The organism is Nisaea sp. (assembly GCF_039990255.1).
Lineage (GTDB): Bacteria > Pseudomonadota > Alphaproteobacteria > Thalassobaculales > Thalassobaculaceae > Nisaea.
Window position 1 is genome coordinate 158,370 of the sequence record NZ_JBDXGG010000018.1, and the last position, 17,892, is coordinate 176,261.

General features: G+C 59.5%; 14 protein-coding genes. 4 read left to right on the forward strand and 10 right to left on the reverse strand.

From position 1 onward, the window contains the following. Positions 1-35 precede the first annotated feature (35 nt). Genes ABJ076_RS10985 through ABJ076_RS11000 form a run of 4 tightly spaced genes read right to left on the reverse strand, consistent with a single transcriptional unit; the run spans position 36 to position 3,866 of the window. The gene (locus ABJ076_RS10985; RefSeq protein ID WP_348190078.1) at positions 36-995 is read right to left on the reverse strand and encodes an ABC transporter substrate-binding protein; all 960 of its coding nucleotides are present in this window, start codon (positions 993-995) and stop codon (positions 36-38) included. 11 nt (positions 996-1,006) lie between these two features. After that, positions 1,007-2,071, reverse strand: a complete 1,065-nt coding sequence (locus ABJ076_RS10990) for an iron ABC transporter permease (RefSeq protein WP_348190080.1) — start codon at positions 2,069-2,071, stop codon at positions 1,007-1,009. After that, positions 2,068-3,081: an iron ABC transporter permease gene (locus tag ABJ076_RS10995; RefSeq protein ID WP_348190082.1), complete on the reverse strand. Its 1,014-nt coding sequence runs from the start codon at positions 3,079-3,081 to the stop codon at positions 2,068-2,070. The genes ABJ076_RS10990 and ABJ076_RS10995 overlap by 4 nt, the downstream gene beginning before the upstream one ends. After that, positions 3,078-3,866 (reverse strand): ABC transporter ATP-binding protein, encoded by a 789-nt coding sequence (locus tag ABJ076_RS11000; RefSeq protein WP_348190084.1) that lies wholly within the window; start codon positions 3,864-3,866, stop codon positions 3,078-3,080. The genes ABJ076_RS10995 and ABJ076_RS11000 overlap by 4 nt, the downstream gene beginning before the upstream one ends. Before the next feature lie 192 nt (positions 3,867-4,058). Between ABJ076_RS11000 and ABJ076_RS11005 the strand changes: the two genes are divergently transcribed. The 3 genes from ABJ076_RS11005 to ABJ076_RS11015 all read left to right on the forward strand — a co-directional run bounded on the left by ABJ076_RS11005 (position 4,059) and on the right by ABJ076_RS11015 (position 7,631). Further along, the gene (locus ABJ076_RS11005) at positions 4,059-5,363 is read left to right on the forward strand and encodes an NtaA/DmoA family FMN-dependent monooxygenase (RefSeq protein ID WP_348190086.1); all 1,305 of its coding nucleotides are present in this window, start codon (positions 4,059-4,061) and stop codon (positions 5,361-5,363) included. Between the two features lie 547 nt (positions 5,364-5,910). Next, positions 5,911-6,795 (forward strand): hypothetical protein, encoded by an 885-nt coding sequence (locus ABJ076_RS11010; protein WP_348190088.1) that lies wholly within the window; start codon positions 5,911-5,913, stop codon positions 6,793-6,795. Between the two features lie 419 nt (positions 6,796-7,214). Further along, positions 7,215-7,631: a VOC family protein gene (locus tag ABJ076_RS11015; protein WP_348190090.1), complete on the forward strand. Its 417-nt coding sequence runs from the start codon at positions 7,215-7,217 to the stop codon at positions 7,629-7,631. A 505-nt stretch (positions 7,632-8,136) separates the two neighbouring features. Here ABJ076_RS11015 and ABJ076_RS11020 read toward each other — a convergent pair. From ABJ076_RS11020 to ABJ076_RS11040, 5 genes are read right to left on the reverse strand one after another with little or no spacing between them, the layout of a single operon-like run. Beyond that, the gene (locus ABJ076_RS11020; protein WP_348190092.1) at positions 8,137-8,922 is read right to left on the reverse strand and encodes an ABC transporter ATP-binding protein; all 786 of its coding nucleotides are present in this window, start codon (positions 8,920-8,922) and stop codon (positions 8,137-8,139) included. Next, complete coding sequence (locus tag ABJ076_RS11025) at positions 8,919-10,010, reverse strand: iron ABC transporter permease (protein WP_348190093.1); 1,092 nt, start codon at positions 10,008-10,010, stop codon at positions 8,919-8,921. The genes ABJ076_RS11020 and ABJ076_RS11025 overlap by 4 nt, the downstream gene beginning before the upstream one ends. Positions 10,011-10,021: 11 nt before the next feature. After that, positions 10,022-11,128, reverse strand: coding sequence for a siderophore-interacting protein (locus ABJ076_RS11030; protein WP_348190094.1), 1,107 nt, complete (start codon positions 11,126-11,128; stop codon positions 10,022-10,024). Next, entirely contained in the window at positions 11,121-12,308 is a 1,188-nt protein-coding gene (locus ABJ076_RS11035; protein ID WP_348202599.1) for an ABC transporter substrate-binding protein, read from the reverse strand. The genes ABJ076_RS11030 and ABJ076_RS11035 overlap by 8 nt, the downstream gene beginning before the upstream one ends. Before the next feature lie 7 nt (positions 12,309-12,315). Further along, the gene (locus ABJ076_RS11040) at positions 12,316-14,415 is read right to left on the reverse strand and encodes a TonB-dependent siderophore receptor (RefSeq protein WP_348190097.1); all 2,100 of its coding nucleotides are present in this window, start codon (positions 14,413-14,415) and stop codon (positions 12,316-12,318) included. Positions 14,416-14,811: 396 nt separating this feature from the next. Here ABJ076_RS11040 and ABJ076_RS11045 point away from each other — a divergent pair, with 396 nt between their 5' ends. Continuing rightward, entirely contained in the window at positions 14,812-15,465 is a 654-nt protein-coding gene (locus ABJ076_RS11045) for a TetR/AcrR family transcriptional regulator (RefSeq protein WP_348190099.1), read from the forward strand. Between the two features lie 404 nt (positions 15,466-15,869). On the opposite strand, the gene ABJ076_RS11050 is transcribed toward ABJ076_RS11045, so the two are convergent. Next, complete coding sequence (locus ABJ076_RS11050) at positions 15,870-17,561, reverse strand: CHASE domain-containing protein (RefSeq protein ID WP_348190101.1); 1,692 nt, start codon at positions 17,559-17,561, stop codon at positions 15,870-15,872. Between the last annotated feature and the right edge of the window lie 331 nt (positions 17,562-17,892).

Here is a 17,892-nt window from a genome sequence, read left to right on the forward strand (position 1 = left end):
CGATTGCACGCAGCCTTTTCTGTTTCGGCCGATGGTTACTGCTTCGCCCAGGTCTCGATCGCGTCGAGCATGTGAAGAGCGCTTGCCACTGTCGGCGTAGTGACCTGCGCAGAGTCCACGAACATCATACGGCCTTCGCGGGCCGGTTTCAGGAAGTGTTGCCAGCCTGGCACGATCCGGTCGAGGGACTGGCGGATCGCGGTTTCGTCCCGCGCTGGCTTGCCGAATGTATTCATTACCACCAGAAGATCAGGATCGAGCCGCCCGAAGGTTTCGGCACTGAGCGGGATCAGCAATGTCGCGCCGAACCCGGAGATCTGGCTGTCGCGTTCGACGGAGAGGCGATTATAGCCGAGATCCTCAAGCGCTTGGACCATGCCCGCCATTTCACCCACCGCATTGATCTGGTCAGAGAGAAAGATCACCAGATACGTCTGTTGGCGCGGGTCCGTCGGCAGGGTGGTGCGGACCTGATCGACCCGCGTGAGATAGTCCGCCTTTCGTTCTGCGAAAATCTCTTCGCGGCCAAGCAGCTTGGCGAGTGCTTCTTCCGCGTTGAATCCTCGGACGCGTCCCGTGCTGCTGTTTTGCAGGTAGACCGGCGCGATTGATGAGAGCAGTGCGGCTTTTTCACGATCATGCTCGGTGCCGATGATCAGGTCCGGCGCGAGAGCCCGCATTTTTTCGATATCCATGTTCCCGAGGGCACCAATACCCTTCGGCATCTGCTCAGGGGCCCTGTCACCGAGTACGAGCCTATAGAAATCCGCCGACATTTGGGTTCCGCCATCGTCGGACCGGCCGTAACTTCCGACTGGAGCGAGCCCCAGATCAGCAATCGGCACACCAAGCAAGGGTTCATGGAGAACGATTATCCGCTCCGGGGCCGTCGGTATCTGGAGGCTGCGTCCCGTGTCGTCCGTGACGTTGCGCTCAGCGGCAATCGCCGGATGGATTGCAAGCAGAGCCAAAAGCAGGAGGAACATTCGCTTCATGGTGTTTTCTCTCAATTGCGCTGCGGGGCAAAGGCGGCTCTCAGCCGCATGGAAATGATGAAGAGCGGAACGCCGAGCAAGGTCAGAGCCAGCCCAATTGGAATGGCAATATCTCCGGCGAAACCACGTGTCAGGGCATCGGCACCGATAACCAGGACGCCGCCGGTCAGACCGGAGAGGACAAGGCGCGCCCGTCCTGTGGTCGGGGTCAGGGCATTTGCCAGATGGGGCGCCATCACGCCGAGAAAAGCGAGCGGTCCGACGGCGGTCACGGCTGCGGACGTCAGCAGCACGGAAGTGAATAGAATCAACGGTTTAGACCGTGCTGCCGGTTCGCCAAGCGACATCGCCATTTCCGCACCGAGGTCGTAACAGGAGAGTGCTCTCCCCAGCAGGAGGATTGCCGGCAGGCTGAGCGCGACCCATGGAGCGAGCGCGGCGATGTTGCCCCAGCTCGCCTGAAACAACGATCCGGCCAGCCAGTCCGATACGGCGAAAGATGTCTCGGGCGGCAGATAGAGGATCATGATCGAGGTGACGGAGGAGAGCACCGTTTCGACCGCGATGCCCATCAGCAGGATCGCCAGACCGTCGGATTGCCCGCCACCGGTGAGCCAGATCAGCAGGACAGCCACGCCGAGCCCGCCGAGGATCGCGGCGAGCGGGACAAGGCTGATTGGCGCCTCCGGGGCGAGCACCAGCAATAAGAGGATCGTCACCATGGCCCCCTGGCTGAGTCCGAGTAGTCCCGGATCGGCGAGCGGGTTTTGCGACAGAGATTGCAGCATCGCGCCGGTGAGCGCGACACACCAGCCGGCCATGAAGCCGAGAACGAGCCGCGGCAGCCGGACGTCGAGCAGCGCGAAAATCTGGTTTTCATCCAGCGTGTCGCCGGAGAGCAGTCCGACGAAATCCAAGAGGCCGGTCCGCGTTGCACCGACGCTTATCGCTAGACCGGAAAAGCCCAGCCCGACCGTGGCCAGAAGCAAGGCTGCCCAAAGGGTGTCGAGCCGGATCTCCAGCCCAGAGTCCCAGCGCAGCACTTTTCTGCCGCCACTCGAGAGGCCTCTCTTCATGCTGGCCTCCGGGTTCTGGCGGTTAAATATCGGCGCTTTACGATAATGACGAAAACCACACCACCGAGCAGATCCGTCACCAACCCGGTATGGAGCACGTAGGGGGAAAAAGCCGCCCGCGCAACGAGATCCGCAAGCAGGCAGACAACTGCCCCTGTCACCGCTGCGGCCGGCAGGATCAGGCCGAAGGCACCGCCGACGAAAGGGCGGATAATGTGTGGCACAACCAGCCCGATGAAGGCCACCGGCCCGCAGATCGCCACTGAAGAGGAGGCTGCGAAGGCGACCGCGATCAACGCCGCACCGGTGACGAAAGGAACGTTGACGCCCGCTGATGCTGCTTTTTCCGTTCCGATAGTGATCAGGGTCAACGGCCGCGCCAGAACCAGAAGGAAAAGCAGCGCCAGCGCGCCGACCCACCAGAACATGGCAAGGCGGTCAGCGTAGAAATGGTTGATGTTGCCTGTGACCCAGGCGAGCAGGTCGGTGCGCCGCAATGGGTCGGACAAGAGCAAGGCATTGGCGATCCCAAACAGCAGCATCGAGACGAGCGCGCCGGAAAGGATCAGCGTCAGGCCCTGAGGATCGCGTGTGCGCGCGACCATCCGTGCCACCGCGAGACAGCAGAGAAAGCCCAACAGGCCGCCGGCAAGTGCCGATATTCCCTGGGCCTGCACATCTTGCTCGAAAATATAGATCCCGATGAGCACCGCCACGGTCGCTCCCGCGCTGATCCCGAGCGTCGCCGGTGCAGCCAGAGGATTCCGCGTCAGACCTTGCAGAACCGCACCGGCGCAGGCCATGGTCGCGCCGACCTGCAGCGCGATGAGGGCACGCGGTACGCGCTGGTAAAGCACGACGAAATGCTCATAAACCTCTGCATCGAAGCGAAAGATCGCATCGAAAATCGTGCCTGGACCAATCGTTCCCTCACCTACGGAAAGATTGAGCGCTAGGCTGAGCAATAGACTGAAGAAGCCGCCCGCCCAGAAAAACTGCCGCCGGCTCATCCTGCTGCCGCTGCATGGTTAGAGCCGAAGGGAAGGCAGACCAAACGGCCCTGATGAGAGAAGATGTCCGCTTTGAAATCGAATACCCGTTCGACATTGGCCCGGGTCATGGTGTCCTGGACTGCTCCAGCCGCTTCAACCAGTCCGTCGCGCAGCATCACGACATTGTCAGCGAAAGCAGTAGTCAAGTTCAGGTCATGCAGCACGGCGATGATGGTTTTGCCATGCCGGGTCGTCAGGTTTCGGATCAGGTCCAGCACTGCATATTGATACTTCATGTCGAGATGATTTACCGGCTCGTCCATCAGGATGAGTTCGGCGTCCTGTGCCAGCACCATGGCTATCCAGGCGCGTTGGCGCTGGCCGCCCGAAAGCGCGCTGACCGGGCGGTGAACCAGATCGGCGAGGCCGACGATCTCCAGTGCATCGCGGAACAATTGCCGATCGCGCGCCGTCGGGCCGCCGAGCAGTGAATAGCGTGCATAGCCGGCAAGCTCGATCAGCTCTCCGAGTGCCAGATAATCCGGACAGGTGCTGTCTTGCGGCAGGTAAGCGACACGGCGTGCCAGAGAGCGCCGTCCCATCGTTTCGACGGGAACGCCGTCGAGCGTGATCGAACCGCTCGACCGGGGCACGAAGCCCATGACGGTCTTCAGGAAAGTGGATTTTCCGCAGCCATTCGGCCCGATCAGCGCGGTAAGCCGCCCGGCCGGGAAAGAGGCTGAAAGACCGTGCAGAACCGGCGCGTTGCCGTAGGACGCCGTTATATTCACTGCTTCAAGCAAAGCACTGCTCCGTCATGCTGCTGCACCGATTAAGCACGCTGTTCCGATTGTCAATTTCTGCTCCGGGCCTGCATCTGTGAAGGGCTTGGAAAGAAGTCATAAAGAAGTGTAATACCGTCAGCAATGCGTTATCCATTCCGCATTCTGGAACGTTACCCGTGTCACCGATCAATCGCGCGAAAGGTCGCCACCATGAGTGTCAGAGAGAAGCTCCATATCGGGATGTCCCTCGCTCCGACCTGGCTCAGCGGGGATGCCTGGCGACGTTCGGACAGCGAGATAGAGCAAGTTTATTCCAGTGATTACGCTTTGGATATTGCCAAAAGATCAGAGGCGGCAAAGCTCGATTTCGTCTTCCGGCCCGACTCTCTTTTCCTGAATGTGGAGGCCCTGGAGAACGGCCCCGGTTTCGGCAGTCTTGATCCGACAATCCAGCTTGCCTCTATCGCCCGTGAAACCTCCCGCATCGGTCTGCTGACGACCGTTTCCACGACCTTCTTGCCGCCCTATGTGGTGGCGCGTCAGCTACAGTCGCTCAACTGGATCAGCGGCGGGAGAGTTGGTTGGAATATTGTCACTGCGCTGGATGGAAACGAGAATTTTGGCTTGGCTGAAATGCCATCCGCGCAGGAGCGTTATGAACGGGCGGCCGAGTTTACCGAAATCGTGCGGCGACTTTGGGAAAGTTATCCGGCGGAGGCCCTGAAACTGGACAGACCTGACGGCCGATATGCCGACTCCTCGCTGGTCAAGCCGATCGATCACGATGGCGCGCATCTGCGGGTCAAGGGCCCACTGAACCTGCCCGCATTCGGGAATGCGCGAATCCCGCTCATCCAGGCTGGCGCCTCGCCGGACGGGCGTAATTTTGCTTCTTCGGTGGCCGATGCGATCTTCGCCTCGACGCCGGATATCGAGGCGGCGGTCGAGTTGCGCCAGGACCTTCGCCGACGCGCGGAAGGGCATGGGCGCAAAGCGGACGATATCCGGCTGATGCCCGGTCTCAGCCTCTATCTGGCGCAAAGCCGTGAAGAGGCGGTCTCGCTTTTCAACGAAACCCACACCCGCATGGACAGTGCTCGCAAATTCGCTTCGATCATGGCGATGACCGGGCTCGACCTGCGCGACTGGCCGACGCAGCGGCGAGTCACGGCCGAAGACCTACCGCCGCTGCCGGAAAAGCTGCGTAGCCGGACTCATGCAGAATTACTGCGCCGCCTCATCCTGCGCGAGGAGCCGACCGTGGCGGACTTACTGACCCGGCCAGAAGTGATCGGCTCGGCGCACTGGCAGATCGTCGGTACGGTCGAGGATGCCGTTGCGGAGATTACGAAGTGGCAAAGCGCGGGTGCGATCGATGGGTTCATCGCGGTTCCGGGCGGTTCTGTTGCATCCATGCGACTGGTCCTGGACGAAGTTGTTCCCCGCCTGGCTGAGGCGGGACTGTTCCGCACCGACTATTCCGGCAACACCTTCATGGATCATCTGGAAGAATGATTAGTGTGTTGATCGTTCGGTCGACCCTAGATCGTCTACTCAAAGCGGAGAGCAGAGCCGGCCCAATTTGCCAACCATGTTTCGTATTGGCCGAGCCCATCCTTACCTTTCTGTAAATGAATTAACTTCATCCGTTGGTGTTACGCGGCGCATGGCGGCAGATCACTAAAGCTGTTCTTGCCCGCAACGACAAAAGAAAACGAGGCAAGGTAGAGCTGGCTTGATGAAGGTCCCGTCGCCAGCTGAAAAGAAGCGCGTGAGCGGAGTTGAAGCTTGGCTACGGCACGAATGCCACTTGGGTAAATGACCTCTTAGAACCCAACTGAGCCGGATGGCTCATTTGGCCGCCGCCGACCCAAAGCGGTTGATCGCCCAATTCCATTTCGCTGCGGTGTAGTCAGCCGAAGGCGACATTCGTGGCAACTGGTAAACCAGGACACTCGGTAAAGTCGGCGAAGCGGACAAATCGGACTTTCGCTACGGCTGCCGATGGTCATCTTTTCCGCTCGCGCTCGCTAAGAAAGTTGCCGGATGCTACGCATAGGCGATGAAAAGAGACCTGCTAACCATTTCAGATCTGGGTGCGGCTGATTTCGAGGCGATCGCTTCAAGGGCGGTCGAACTCGGAAAGTGCTGGCGCGAACGTTCAATGCCGCAGACGCTTGCCAGAACACGCGTGGGGCTGATCGAGGAATTGCCCGGTTGGCGCAATCCATCCGCTCTTTCTCTCGGTGCAGCCGCGATGGGCGCAACGTGCGTGCCTATCAATGCGAAGCTGGAAGGCCCAGAAACGGTCGAAGATTTGGCCGGCTATGTGGACAACTGGTTTGACCTCCTCGGTATACGCACACCGCATCTCAGCAGCCTTCGCGTGTTCGCCGGAGCGGTCGAAGCATCCGTCGTGAACCTCCGCACAAACGATGATCATCCGTGCGAAATACTCGGGGACCTCTCGTTTGTTCTTCACGAACGCGGTTCCTGGGACGGATTACGTGTCGCGATGGTTGGGCCGCGAGGCAACATCGCCCAGTCCTGGATCGAAGCCACCGGGATGCTGCCTATCGAACTCGTTCATGTGACGCCCCCTGAATTCGGCTTCACGCCTGATGCACTGCCTGATCGTGTTATGACCAGCGATGACCCGCGCGCGCTAGAAGACGCCGATCTTATCGTCACCGATTGTTGGCCGGATGATCTGGACGATGAGGCGAAATCGGTTTTCGCCAGGCTGCGTGTTGATGCTGCCTTGCTTGATCGCTGCCGGCCTGACGTTCTGTTCGTCCCTTGCCCTCCCGTAACTAGGGGGCAAGAAGTTTCTGCCGACGCAATGAGCCACCCGAACCTTCGGTCGAAAGAAGCCAAAGCGTTCCTGCTCCACTCTCAGAATGCCGGCATGGAATACTGCCTGGGCGACGAGACCATCGGCTTCTAACCGGTCGGCGTATTGTGAGAAGCTGATATTCGTTTGTCGCAGTATTGAACCGATGGGGCTCGAAGCGGCGGCACGGCGCTCCGGTCCTGACGGCTGGCGCCAAGTGGAAACAAACGACCCAAAGCTATCGCTCAGAGGCCCCGGATTCGCTCTCTGACAGGTCCATCATCCCAGAGCTGAACCTCAATGAACCTGTCATATTTCATGGTGAGATCAGTTTTCCACCAATCACCCGGCATTATCTCGAAGGATGTTTTGATGAAATGGTATGATAGCGAACGGCTTAACTCAGACGAAGCGCGTTTGATTTTTCTCCTGCCAGATGTGGCTTAGTCGATAATAGCGCAAGGTGGCGAAGTGCTGCGCTTTGTAACATTGCGCACGGTGACGTTTTTGAGATCAAGCGGAAAGATCTAAGGATGATTGCATATGTTACAGTTGGTGTTGACGATATCGAACGCGCAGAGCTTTTTTACACCGCATTTCTTCCCGCTCTCGGTTACCAGCTAGAGAAATACCACGGCGACTTGAGCTATGCGCTGCTTGTCGAACCCGGTCAATCAACGGCCTCACCCGAGTTCTATGTGAAGTCACCTTTCGATGGGGGGGCTGCCTCGGCTGGGAATGGGACTATGATTGCGTTTGAGGCGCAAAATCAACAGCAGGTGCGCGACTTGCATGCCGCCGCACTTGTCGCAGGTGGGGTTGACGACGGGCAACCCGGATTTCGGGACGCATACGGACCAAACTTTTATGTTGGCTACCTACGCGATCCCCAAGGCAACAAAATTGCGTTGTTTTCCAGCAACCCGAACGAACCTGGACGAGACGATTGAGCTGTCTCTGATAATCGCTAGTGCCGGTCTCTTTGTAGCATCCAACGCGCCATACAGCACACCGCCGCGCGTTAGCTGTATGTGCTAGCAACGAAGGAGAAAGGAGGTGCCAATGGGCGAGGCCAAAAGAAAGCGAGAGCGGCGCCAGTCTCGATTCGAGGAGCTGGATTCAGGGAGAACAGCATGATTAAAAAACAGCACGCACTAAAACCATAGTTCGGAAGATCAGAACGTAAAACTACCGCCGAGAGCTAAATTCTAACGACCACTCTCCACCCAGCTGAGCCGGATGGCCCATTAGGCCGGCAGCGACCCCAAAGCGGACGGTCGCGAGCACTTCAATTTGCACAACGGCTGAATCAATCGCCTGAGGAAGCTCGGGGCTCAGGTCAGCGCGGGACAGTTGGTGTAAAAAGGCGAGGTGGGGCGCCTGTTTGATCGATTCTTCATCTCCTAAGAAGAACAAGCCTCAAAGACTATGATCGAGTCTTATCATTTCTGAAGGTTACAGCAGCCCGTCGAACAGAATGTGAGGCCGCCCTTGCGAGCAATGCTCGACACGCGCGGCGACACCGTAAGCATCGGCAAGAGAGTTGGCTGTGACAGCCTCATTTGGTCGGCCAGCGGCCATCAGTATGCCGTCTTTGAGCAGCATGGCATTGTCCGCCCATTGCAGAGCCAGATTGAGGTCGTGGAGGACGATGATGGCAATTGCCTCGCGTGATCTGACGTGGTCCCTGACGGCGCCCATCACGCTCAACTGATGGTGCGGGTCGAGGGCGCTTGTCGGCTCGTCGAGCAGCAGGATTTTCGGGCGACGGACGATTGACTGGGCAAGGCTGACGAGCTGGCGTTGCCCGCCCGACAGTTCGTCAATTCCTGAAAGGGCGAGCTGACCGATCCCGAGATGCTCCAGAGCCGCATCGGCTTGGGCGTGCAGGCCTGCTTCGGTTTCCACATTGTTTCCGGGCGCGGCGCGCAGGGCCGTGATGACGGCTTCGATCACTGTCAGGGCGACACCCTGGGGCAAGGTTTGCGGCATATAAGTGACAAGGTGTGCGCGTTCCGCCGGCTTGCAGAGCAGAAGATTGCGTCCGCCGTAGAGAACTTCACCTCGCCCAGGCAGCAGACCTCCAAGGGCGCGGAGCAGAGTGGTTTTGCCAGCGCCGTTCGGTCCGATCACTGCCGTGATCGTACCCGCTTCCAGTGGAGGCAGCGAGAGGTCGTGGATGATCTCCCGGTTTTTATAGCCTGCGGACAGATGGCTGATTGTCAGTGTCTTATCGCTCATAAGGGCTTCTGCCGGGCGATGAGCAGCAGGAAGACCGGGATGCCGACCAGCGAGGTGACGACCCCGATCGGCAGCAGCATGCCCGGGACCAGCATTTTGCCGATGATGGAAGCGATCGACATCACAGCGGCGCCGACAAGCAGGCTTGCCGGAAGGAAGAAGCGGTGATCCTCGCCGACAAAAAGCCGGGCGATGTGTGGTGCGACGAGGCCGATGAAGCCGATGGTTCCGGCGAAGGCAACAGAGAGTGCCGCGAGCAGGCTGACCCGGAGGAGTGCCATGAAACGTAACCGCGCGACGGGAACGCCAAAGCTTCGCGCCTTGTCCTCGCCGAACCGGAGAGCGGTGAGTTGCCAGCGCACGGAGAAGGCTGCGGGAAAGCTGATCGCGACCGCCACCACGAGCAAGGTCACTTCCGTCCAGCCCGTGCGTGAGATCGATCCCATGGTCCAGAAGACGAATTGCTGCAGCGCCCTTTCCGAAGCCAGAAACTGCACAAGGGCCACCAGCGCATTGAACGTAAAGACGATAGCGATACCGAAAAGGATCAACCTGTCGGGGCTTGTTCCCTGCCGTGACGCCAGCGCGTTCAGCAACAGCACCGATCCGAAAGCGAAGATAAAAGCGTTGGCTGGAACCAGCCAGACCGGCGGCAGGCCGGGGAGCCCCGCGCCGAGGATCACCGCGAGCGCGGCACCGAAAGAGCCAGCGGAGGAGACGCCAAGGGTAAAGGGGCTGGCCAGGGGATTGTCCAGGATCGTCTGCATCTCGGCACCAGCCAGCGCCAGTGCGGCGCCGACCAGGATCGCGGTCAGGGCCTGGGGAAGCCGGACCTGCCAGAGAATGATTTTCTCCGCGTCGGTTGCCCCGTCAAAGCCGAACAGCGCCCGGGTCAATTGCTCGGCATTCAGACCGGCCGGCCCGGTGACAATATCCAGCAGAAAGGAGACGATGAGAACGCTGCCCAGTGCCATGACGAGAAGCTGACGGCGGCGGACCATGTCCAGATACCGGCCAGTGCGCCGGACACGCGCTGAGTGGTCGCTGCCTTCCTCATGCATGGCGGGTGATGATGCAGGTTTTTCCATGGTTTTCACTATCAGGCCGTGACGGCCTGGGCACCGGCTTCGGCGATGTCATCCTCGCTCATGCCGCGCCGCCAATGTGAGTAAGTGACCATGCGGGCCGCCGGAACGCCTAGTTCCTTGCGCCAATAGAGGCGAAGCTCCCTGAATGTTGCGTATTCCGTGCCCAGCCAAAGGAAGATGTCATCGTACGGTACAGGCAGAGCGATGTCGCGCGCGGCGTCGGCCAACAGGCGGGTGCTTCCCGGTGCGGCGCCATCCCGGTATAGCCAGCGTATCTCGATGCCTGGAGGGCCGTCGATATCCTGCTTCTCGCCTGTATCGGAAGTTTCTATGAGGGCGATACCCTCGGCGGAGGCAGGCAGGTCTTCAAGGATACGGGCGATGCCGGGTAGGCCTGTCTCGTCGCCTGCCAGAAGGTACCAGGCCGCCGGCTTCGGGCCATGCGCAGCGGGGCCCAATATGCCTGCGACATCGCCTTTCCTGGCGCCAGCGGCCCACTGGACACCCGGCCCGGTTCCGCCATGCATGAAGAAGTCCACCTCAAGAACATCTGCCACGGGATCAATCCGGCGGATCGTGTAAATCCGGCTCGCGAGCGTTCCGGCGTCCGGCCAGATTAAGCGCCCGTTATCGCCCAGGCGCGGCCATTCCGGGGTGCCGGCTTCTTTCTGCGGGAAAAGCAGGCGGCAATGCAGCTGGTCCGGCACGTCGAAGGCGCCAAGGCCGCTTCCCTCGAAGGCAATCCGGCGTATGAAGGGCGTAACGTCACGGACAGTATGGACGTTGAGGGTATGCAGGTCTGGAGGAAGTGCCGCGCCCGGACTGTCTCCCTGCCAGTCGATGGTGAGGTTCTCGCCGCGGGCAACGAAATCGACCAGACTGGTCAGGGCGTGCTTGAACCGGTTGAAGGAGGCTGGATTTTCCGCTTCGACCTTCAGGCGCAGATCCGTATCGGACGCGTGCAGCCATGCGGTGCCGCCGAAGGACGAGGTGATGATATAGCCGTCGCCATCAGGGCGCAGCATAAGGCTATGCGCGGCAAGGGAGGCGAGGATTTGCTCTAGATAGGAGCCGATATTCTCAAATGGAATAACGGCTTCAGCCTTGAGGTCAGCCATTGTGTCTCTTTTCTTGGAGGCTCAGCCAGCAGGGAGCATCGATGGGATGGGGCAGAAAACGCCGGTTGATTTCTGATAGCGTTTCTTCAGGCTTCAGATCCCGGAAAACCTCCGGATGCAGCCATTTTGCTGCGATCTCGACAAACAGGATGTTGAGCGGCTGGATAGAGACGAGCCCGCTCCAGATGCCATGCACCCTGCCATCCCGGACGGCAGGCAGGGTCTGAAAGCCGGTGCGCTGGCAAAGCCTGTGCAGGCCCTCCCGGCCTATGCCCGGAGCCAGGCCCGGGCCAATTGCCGGTCTGATGTCGCTGGCGAAGGCGCCACCGCAGGCCATGTAGACCTCCGGCGCCTCGACGATGAGCTGCTCGATGGAGAGTTTTGCAAACCACGGCGCATCAACGGCTGTGAGATTGCGCCCTCCGGCAAGCCCGAGAAGGTCGCCCCAGATACGTGTGCCCGCCGCCCAGCAGCAATCATCGTAGGTCGACTGAAGTTCGAGATAGGTCTTGAGGGGCGAGAATCCGTCGAGCCGCTGGCGAATGAAAGCGAGGCGCTGTTCGACGAATGCGGTGAAAGCCGCCGCTTCCGCCTCCCGATTCAAAATTGCACCCCACATGCGCATGACATGCCCGAGAGTTTTGATCGGATTCTGCCCGACATCCTCCGGGCTTGCGCGGTTCGAGGCAGCATTGCTGAAGATGACCGGAATTCCGGCCGCGGTCAGTCGTCGGGTGAGGACACCTTCATCCAGATCCGGCTCGAGATGCGCGGTGGCGACGACTAGGTCGGGGGAGAGTGCGAGAATGCTTTCCAACGAGATTGTATTGGCCATCTGACCGCCGATAATCGGGATCGGCCCGCCGCCGGACGGGAACTTGTCATACTGGCGGCGCAGTAGGTCGCTATCGAAGGTCTCCGGTCCTGCCCAGCCGACGACCAGTCCGGACGGATCCGGATGCACCATCGCCATCGAAAGCATGTCCCGCGCGTCCAGCAGGACAATACGCCCTACATGCGCGGGGAGCGCGACGGACCGGCCGACAATGTCCGTGACCAGGCGCTCCTGTTCCGTCGCGCCGAACGCCGGTTGCAGTTTGCCTGCAACCGGCGCCAGTGCGGCAGCGGCGAGAAGAAGAGACGCCGTCCGACGATCAAGTTTCACTTTACCAAAGCTCATTCTGCACTCACCAGCGGTAACGCAATCCAGCCAGTGCCTGCATGCCATTGCCGTACTGGCAGTAGAAGTTCGAGCTGCAGCTTGCGTAATATTCCTTGTCGAAAAGGTTGGTGACGTTGAGCGTCGCCTCCAGGCCCTGCAGGGACGAGTTCATGTTTTCCATGTCGTAGTGCAGCGCCATATCGACCAGGGTGTAGCCGTCTGCTTTCACATTGTTGGCATCGTCGGCGTAGCTGCTGCCGACGAACCGGACCCCGCCGCCGAGGGTGAGGCCTTCCAGGACGCTCGGGCCGAAGGCGTAGTTCGCCCAGATGGAGCCGTAATATTCCGGCGCGGCCTGCGGGCGATTTCCGACGGTGCTTGCCGTGGTCGATTCCGTGACTTCGGTATCAATCAGGGTCAATGCGCCGATCAGCTCAAGATTCTCCGTAGCTTTTCCCCGTGCTTCGAATTCAAGGCCCCGCGAGCGGACCTCACCCTGCTGGACATTGAAGCCGGGTGTCGTATCAGGCGTGAGGACATTTTCCTGCACGATTTCAAATGCCGTCGCGGTGAACAGGGCATCCATGAAAGCCGGCTCGTATTTGAGGCCGATTTCCCACTGTTCCGCCTCGGTCGGCTCGAAGGCGACACCGGTGACATCGACGCCGACAGTCGGCTCGAAGGAAGTCGAATAGCTGACATAGGGGGCGATTCCGTTGTCAAACTTGTAGAGCAGGCCTGCGCGATAGCTCGGTGCATCGCTCGACTGACTGCTGGTCGTGCCGGCAAGGCGGTTTTCCGATTCCTGTTCGGTCCAGTCATAACGGGCTCCGAGCAGGACGTGGAAGTGGTCATAACTGACCTGGTCCTGCACATAGGCGCCGACCTGTTGCAGGGTCTGTTCATTGTCGAGAAAAGTCGAAAGAGAGGTGACGGCGGAGCCGTATTGTGGATTGGTTACGTCAAGCGCGGTGGCGCCGCCGAACTGGTATTCCCAGTTGCTTTCGGCGTTCTGGATGCCGAGGCCGACGCGGGTCGTATGCTCGAGCGCACCGGTGTTGAATTCGAACTGTCCGTAATTGTCCATGGAGATGCCGCCGACATCCTCGATCGAGCGGAAAGCCTGACGGGCGATTGTGCCGTCGGATGCAAGCGCACCTGCCATCTGGATGCCCCGGAAGTCGAGGTCTATCGAGGAATAGCGCAATTTGGATCCGACGCTGATCATGTCGTTGAACCGGTGATCGAAATTGTAGCCGACGCCGTACTGCTCCCTTTCGTAACTTTCGAAATCCGGATCGCCGATATTGAGGTCATGGTCGAGATCGGATGCGTAAGCTCCGGGCGCGAGGAACTTTGGATAGATGGAGTTGAAATATCCGCCCTCGGGGTCGTTCTGGTAGAAGGCCTGCAGGGTCAGTTGCGTGTCCTCTCTTGGGCGCCAGGTCACCGTCGGACTGATGGCGATACGTTCTTCATCGACATTGTCATAGCGGGTGCCTGAATGGCGGCCGATACCGCTAAAACTGTATTGCAGCTCCCCGGCTTCGTCGATCGCGCCCTGGCTGGTGAAACCGGCCTGCATACGGCCGTGGCTGCCGCCCTCGACACGGACTTCATTGTACGGCGCCGCGGAAGGCTGGCGGCTCACCTGATTGACGAGACCGCCCGGCGTGGTCTGCCCGTATGTGACGGCGGACGGACCGCGCAGCACATCAACCCGGTCGAGCAGGAAGGGATCGATTGAGGGAAGCGCGAAAGCCTGGCCCCGGGGGAGACGCAGGCCATCAAGGAAGTCGACGACATCGGTCGATGTCCCGAAGCCGCCATAACCGCGCATGAAAAGGCTGTCGTACCGGGTGGTTACATCGATACCCGACAGGGCGCCGGGGGTGTAGTTGAGAGCGTCGCGAACAGACTGCACATTCTGGTCGTCGAGCTGCTTGCGGCTGATCGTGGTGACCGACTGCGGAGTCTCGAGAATGGGCGCATCCATTTTGGTCGCGCTATATGTCGACTTGACGAAATACTCCTCTCGAGTCGAACCGGAATCGAGCTCCCCTTCCACCTGTATCGGAGGAAGCGGTACAGCCTGATCCTGTGCCCAGCCGGTCGTCGAGACCATGCATGCGGCCGCGGCAGATATCAGTGCCGTGCGCGGTCCTAAGAGTTTTGCCCCCGCCATTATTCCCCAACCTTTCCAGTTTGGTCGCGATACGGAAATTCCGAATAACGCATAGTGATTGCGAATGATTATCAATAGTGTCAATTTTTTAAACAAACGGGACGTTCCCGTCCAGTTAAAATTTGCTATATATCCGGTAGGGCAAAGGCCGACGGGGGCGCGCTTCCCGGCGCAGACAGGCAGGCTCTGATCGGAGGGTGGCCAGCCCATGGGCGGTCAGTTAGGAAAGAGTTGTCATAACAGCCGGGATCGTAAACCCGGGAGAGGAGAGAATGGTGTGCAGGGATTAGAGGCAAGGCTATCCGGAGCGAATGGCGCGGAAAGGCGCTCCGGATAATGGCAGGCGAAGCGCGTTCAGAAAAATCGCGAGCGGGACGGCCCTCGAAGGAACAAGCGGCGGCGACATCACTGCGGATCATCGAAACGGCCGCCGGGCTTTTCGCGGCACAAGGTTTTGCCGCGACCTCGATGGAGCAGGTCGCTTCCGCCTGTAATGCCGGAAAGGACACTATTTATCGGCGATACGCTTCCAAGCTCGAGCTTTTCGCCGCTGTGGTGGAACATACCCGCACGCGCGTCCTCGAGCGGCTGGAAGGCGATATCGACGCGGTTGCGGACAAAGGCGACAGCCTGAGCCGGGTAAAGCATGTGGCTCGCTGGTTCCTGACGGTGAATCTGGACCCGGACTTGCTCGCATTTCGCCGAATCGCCCTGAGTGAAGGAACCGTGTTCGGCCAGGGCGCGCAGAACCAGCCCACGGATGACCCAATCATGGCCCGATTGATTTACGTCGTGTCAGCGGCCCAGCAAGACGGTGTGCTGCGCGGTGGTGACGCGACATTTCTGGCTTGGCACCTGCTCCACTGCATTGTGTTCGGGCCGTCTAACGATGCCATGCTTGGGCATTCGACATACGAAACGGTCGAAGCGCAGGACGCTTATTTTGAAAAGGCCTGGGATCTTTTCCTGCATGGAGTAATGAGCCGCTGATTGCGCGACTGCTCGGTAGGCATATGCGGCCGGCAGCCGCCCTGCGGAGTCTGTGACTTATTCGGCTGGCAGCGACCCAAAGCGGACGGTCAGCTTGATTGGGAACAAGGCCTCGGCCGCGCATATGAAACCGACCCACTCAGCAAATCTGCAGGCGGACCATGCCAGTTTTGACGAAGGAGCCGCTCGACGAGCTCCTCGGTTAAACCCAAATCCAGAGCGTGAAGGGACGCCCGCACGACATCATGCTCTACGATCAAGGTCACAAGATCGAGAACATGTTCGGAAATCGCAGGGACTGGAGACGCATCCACATTTGATACGATGGATGCGCACACACTTTCTTCTCCGCATTTTGCATCGCAGCTATCGTGATCTTTGGATCGAATCAACCAGTCCTGAGCCTAAGGTTGGTCTACCTCATCGCCCGTGCTGTTCAGCGGGATGCTGATCGAGATACGGGTTTCGCTGGTGCCGAAACTACGTTCAATGGTGCCATTGAGTTCGAGGCGGATGCTGGCGTCGATCAGCCGGGTGCCAAAACCTGAGGAAGGGGCGCTCCCTCCGTTGTCAGCGTTTGCGTCCACCTCACTTGCCGTATCCGTTATGCTGGAGCCGGATGGCCGTCGCTCAACCCAGTCAATGGCGAGATGGTCACCGTCATCCTCGTGACGCCAGGCGACCGACAATGTGCCGTCTTGCTCTGCCAAGCCGCCGTATTTCATCGCGTTCGTGGCCAGCTCATGAAATGTTAGGCCGAGAGCCTGCGCGGCGGTTTCGCCGAATTCGACATTCGGCCCGTCCAGTGCTTCTTCGGGGATGCGGTCACCGAAGACCTGGTTCAGTTCAGCCTGCAACAGGTCTCGTAACGGCGCGCGGCGCCAGCTGGATTCCGTCAGCATGTCCTGTGCATTGGCCATGGCCTGCATGCGGGATTCAAAGGAGGCGCTGAATTCTTCCAGATTGTTTGAATTGATCGCGGTCTGGCGGGCCATGGCGAGAATTCGGGCGATGGAATTCTTGATGCGGTGCTTGGTTTCCTGCAGCAGGAGATTCTTGTCCTCGACGGTTTTCTCCGTCATCGCCTGCATCTCGTGTGCTGTCCGGATTGCCTTCAGTTGGAGGCGAACCAACACTGCTGCGGCGATGGCCAGCAGCATCGTCGAGAATGCCAATAAACCGGTACGCCAATAGCGTGACGGATCCAGGAATTCTTCGGTTTCGTGGGCAGTGATCGACCAGATCCGTCCGGCGACATTCAGTTCGAGGTTAACTGTGAACGCGCTTGTCGCGGTAACTGCGGTGAAGTCACTTGACTGAAACAGCACCGTATCGCCGCCGTCGGTGACATCGCGGGTCTCGATAACCAGGGGCAGGTTTGCGGCGCCGACAAGAGCTTCGCGATGGAGATCGGCGGCAACGAATGGTGCGTAGATAAAACCTTCGACGGTCGGAGGCGCTGAACTGGGCGCACGATGGGACATCGTCAACTGGTCGGGAAATGGCAGGTAATAGAGAAAGCCGCCCTGCTTTTCTCCGGTGATTTCCTGCACAAGGTCCACAGGACCGCTGGCCGCGCCCTCTCCTGTTGCGAGGGCCTGCTGCATCGCAGCCCGCCGCACCGGCTCGCTGAACATGTCGTAACCGAGCGCCGCTTCATTGGCGCGGTCGAAGGGCTCAAGCAGAACGATCGGCGTTCTTCGTGCGACCTTGGTTTCTGGCCAGACTGGCCGCGGGCCGCCATAGCGCTCGCTCAGTTCCGCTTCAATCGGGGCTTCGTCGCCGGCATTGATCAGTCTTGCCAGCCCTAGTCCCAGAATGCCGCCGAACCGATTTTTCAAATCGAGTGCGGTGACGAATTCTCTCATTTCGGTTTTCGAGACGGCACCGTCGCGGGCGGTGAAGAAGGCATTCGTGGCCTGCAGAAGCGTGAGATACCGGCTGATCCGGTCATCGATACGCTCGACCGTTTTGTCTGCAATGCGCTCAAAGTGCAGGCGTGTGCTCGCGTCTTCGGCCCGAAACACGACAATCGTCATGGCGGTGCCGACAGCTGCAACTGCAAGGAAGGCGAATGCAGGCAAATATCTATTCAAGGGTTTTCCAATCTCCTAAATGGTTAATAGGGGTAAACGATGTGTCCGGCAATATTTCCCATTCAAGATAAATGCGTTTTCAGGCAGCGCTTTCATGCTCCCGTTCAGGCGTGATTAAACCGGCCAAGGTTTCAGCCTGTGGTGCGTTCTGAAGGCCCACGCCATTTCCCTAGGGGAAGCGTGCCTGCGAAATAGGAACGAATTATGGGGTGTGTGGCCAAACTTTTGCGCGTATCGCCCAAGAGGTATCGCGACTTTGCCATCTCACATACCGCTCTGTGACCTCCCGGCGCTGGGCCGGAGGAGCGATTTTGGCCGGGTACGAAACTGG

What these genes read in the sequence shown, in the direction of transcription:
- ABJ076_RS10985 (WP_348190078.1), bottom strand. Translation starts at nt 995, where the DNA reads ATGAAGCGAATGTTCCTCCTGCTTTTGGCTCTGCTTGCAATCCATCCG.
- ABJ076_RS10990 (WP_348190080.1), bottom strand. Translation starts at nt 2,071, where the DNA reads ATGAAGAGAGGCCTCTCGAGTGGCGGCAGAAAAGTGCTGCGCTGGGAC.
- ABJ076_RS10995 (WP_348190082.1), bottom strand. Translation starts at nt 3,081, where the DNA reads ATGAGCCGGCGGCAGTTTTTCTGGGCGGGCGGCTTCTTCAGTCTATTG.
- ABJ076_RS11005 (WP_348190086.1), top strand. Translation starts at nt 4,059, where the DNA reads ATGAGTGTCAGAGAGAAGCTCCATATCGGGATGTCCCTCGCTCCGACC.
- ABJ076_RS11010 (WP_348190088.1), top strand. Translation starts at nt 5,911, where the DNA reads ATGAAAAGAGACCTGCTAACCATTTCAGATCTGGGTGCGGCTGATTTC.
- ABJ076_RS11015 (WP_348190090.1), top strand. Translation starts at nt 7,215, where the DNA reads ATGATTGCATATGTTACAGTTGGTGTTGACGATATCGAACGCGCAGAG.
- ABJ076_RS11020 (WP_348190092.1), bottom strand. Translation starts at nt 8,922, where the DNA reads ATGAGCGATAAGACACTGACAATCAGCCATCTGTCCGCAGGCTATAAA.
- ABJ076_RS11025 (WP_348190093.1), bottom strand. Translation starts at nt 10,010, where the DNA reads ATGGAAAAACCTGCATCATCACCCGCCATGCATGAGGAAGGCAGCGAC.
- ABJ076_RS11030 (WP_348190094.1), bottom strand. Translation starts at nt 11,128, where the DNA reads ATGGCTGACCTCAAGGCTGAAGCCGTTATTCCATTTGAGAATATCGGC.
- ABJ076_RS11035 (WP_348202599.1), bottom strand. Translation starts at nt 12,308, where the DNA reads ATGAGCTTTGGTAAAGTGAAACTTGATCGTCGGACGGCGTCTCTTCTT.
- ABJ076_RS11040 (WP_348190097.1), bottom strand. Translation starts at nt 14,415, where the DNA reads ATGGTCTCGACGACCGGCTGGGCACAGGATCAGGCTGTACCGCTTCCT.
- ABJ076_RS11045 (WP_348190099.1), top strand. Translation starts at nt 14,812, where the DNA reads ATGGCAGGCGAAGCGCGTTCAGAAAAATCGCGAGCGGGACGGCCCTCG.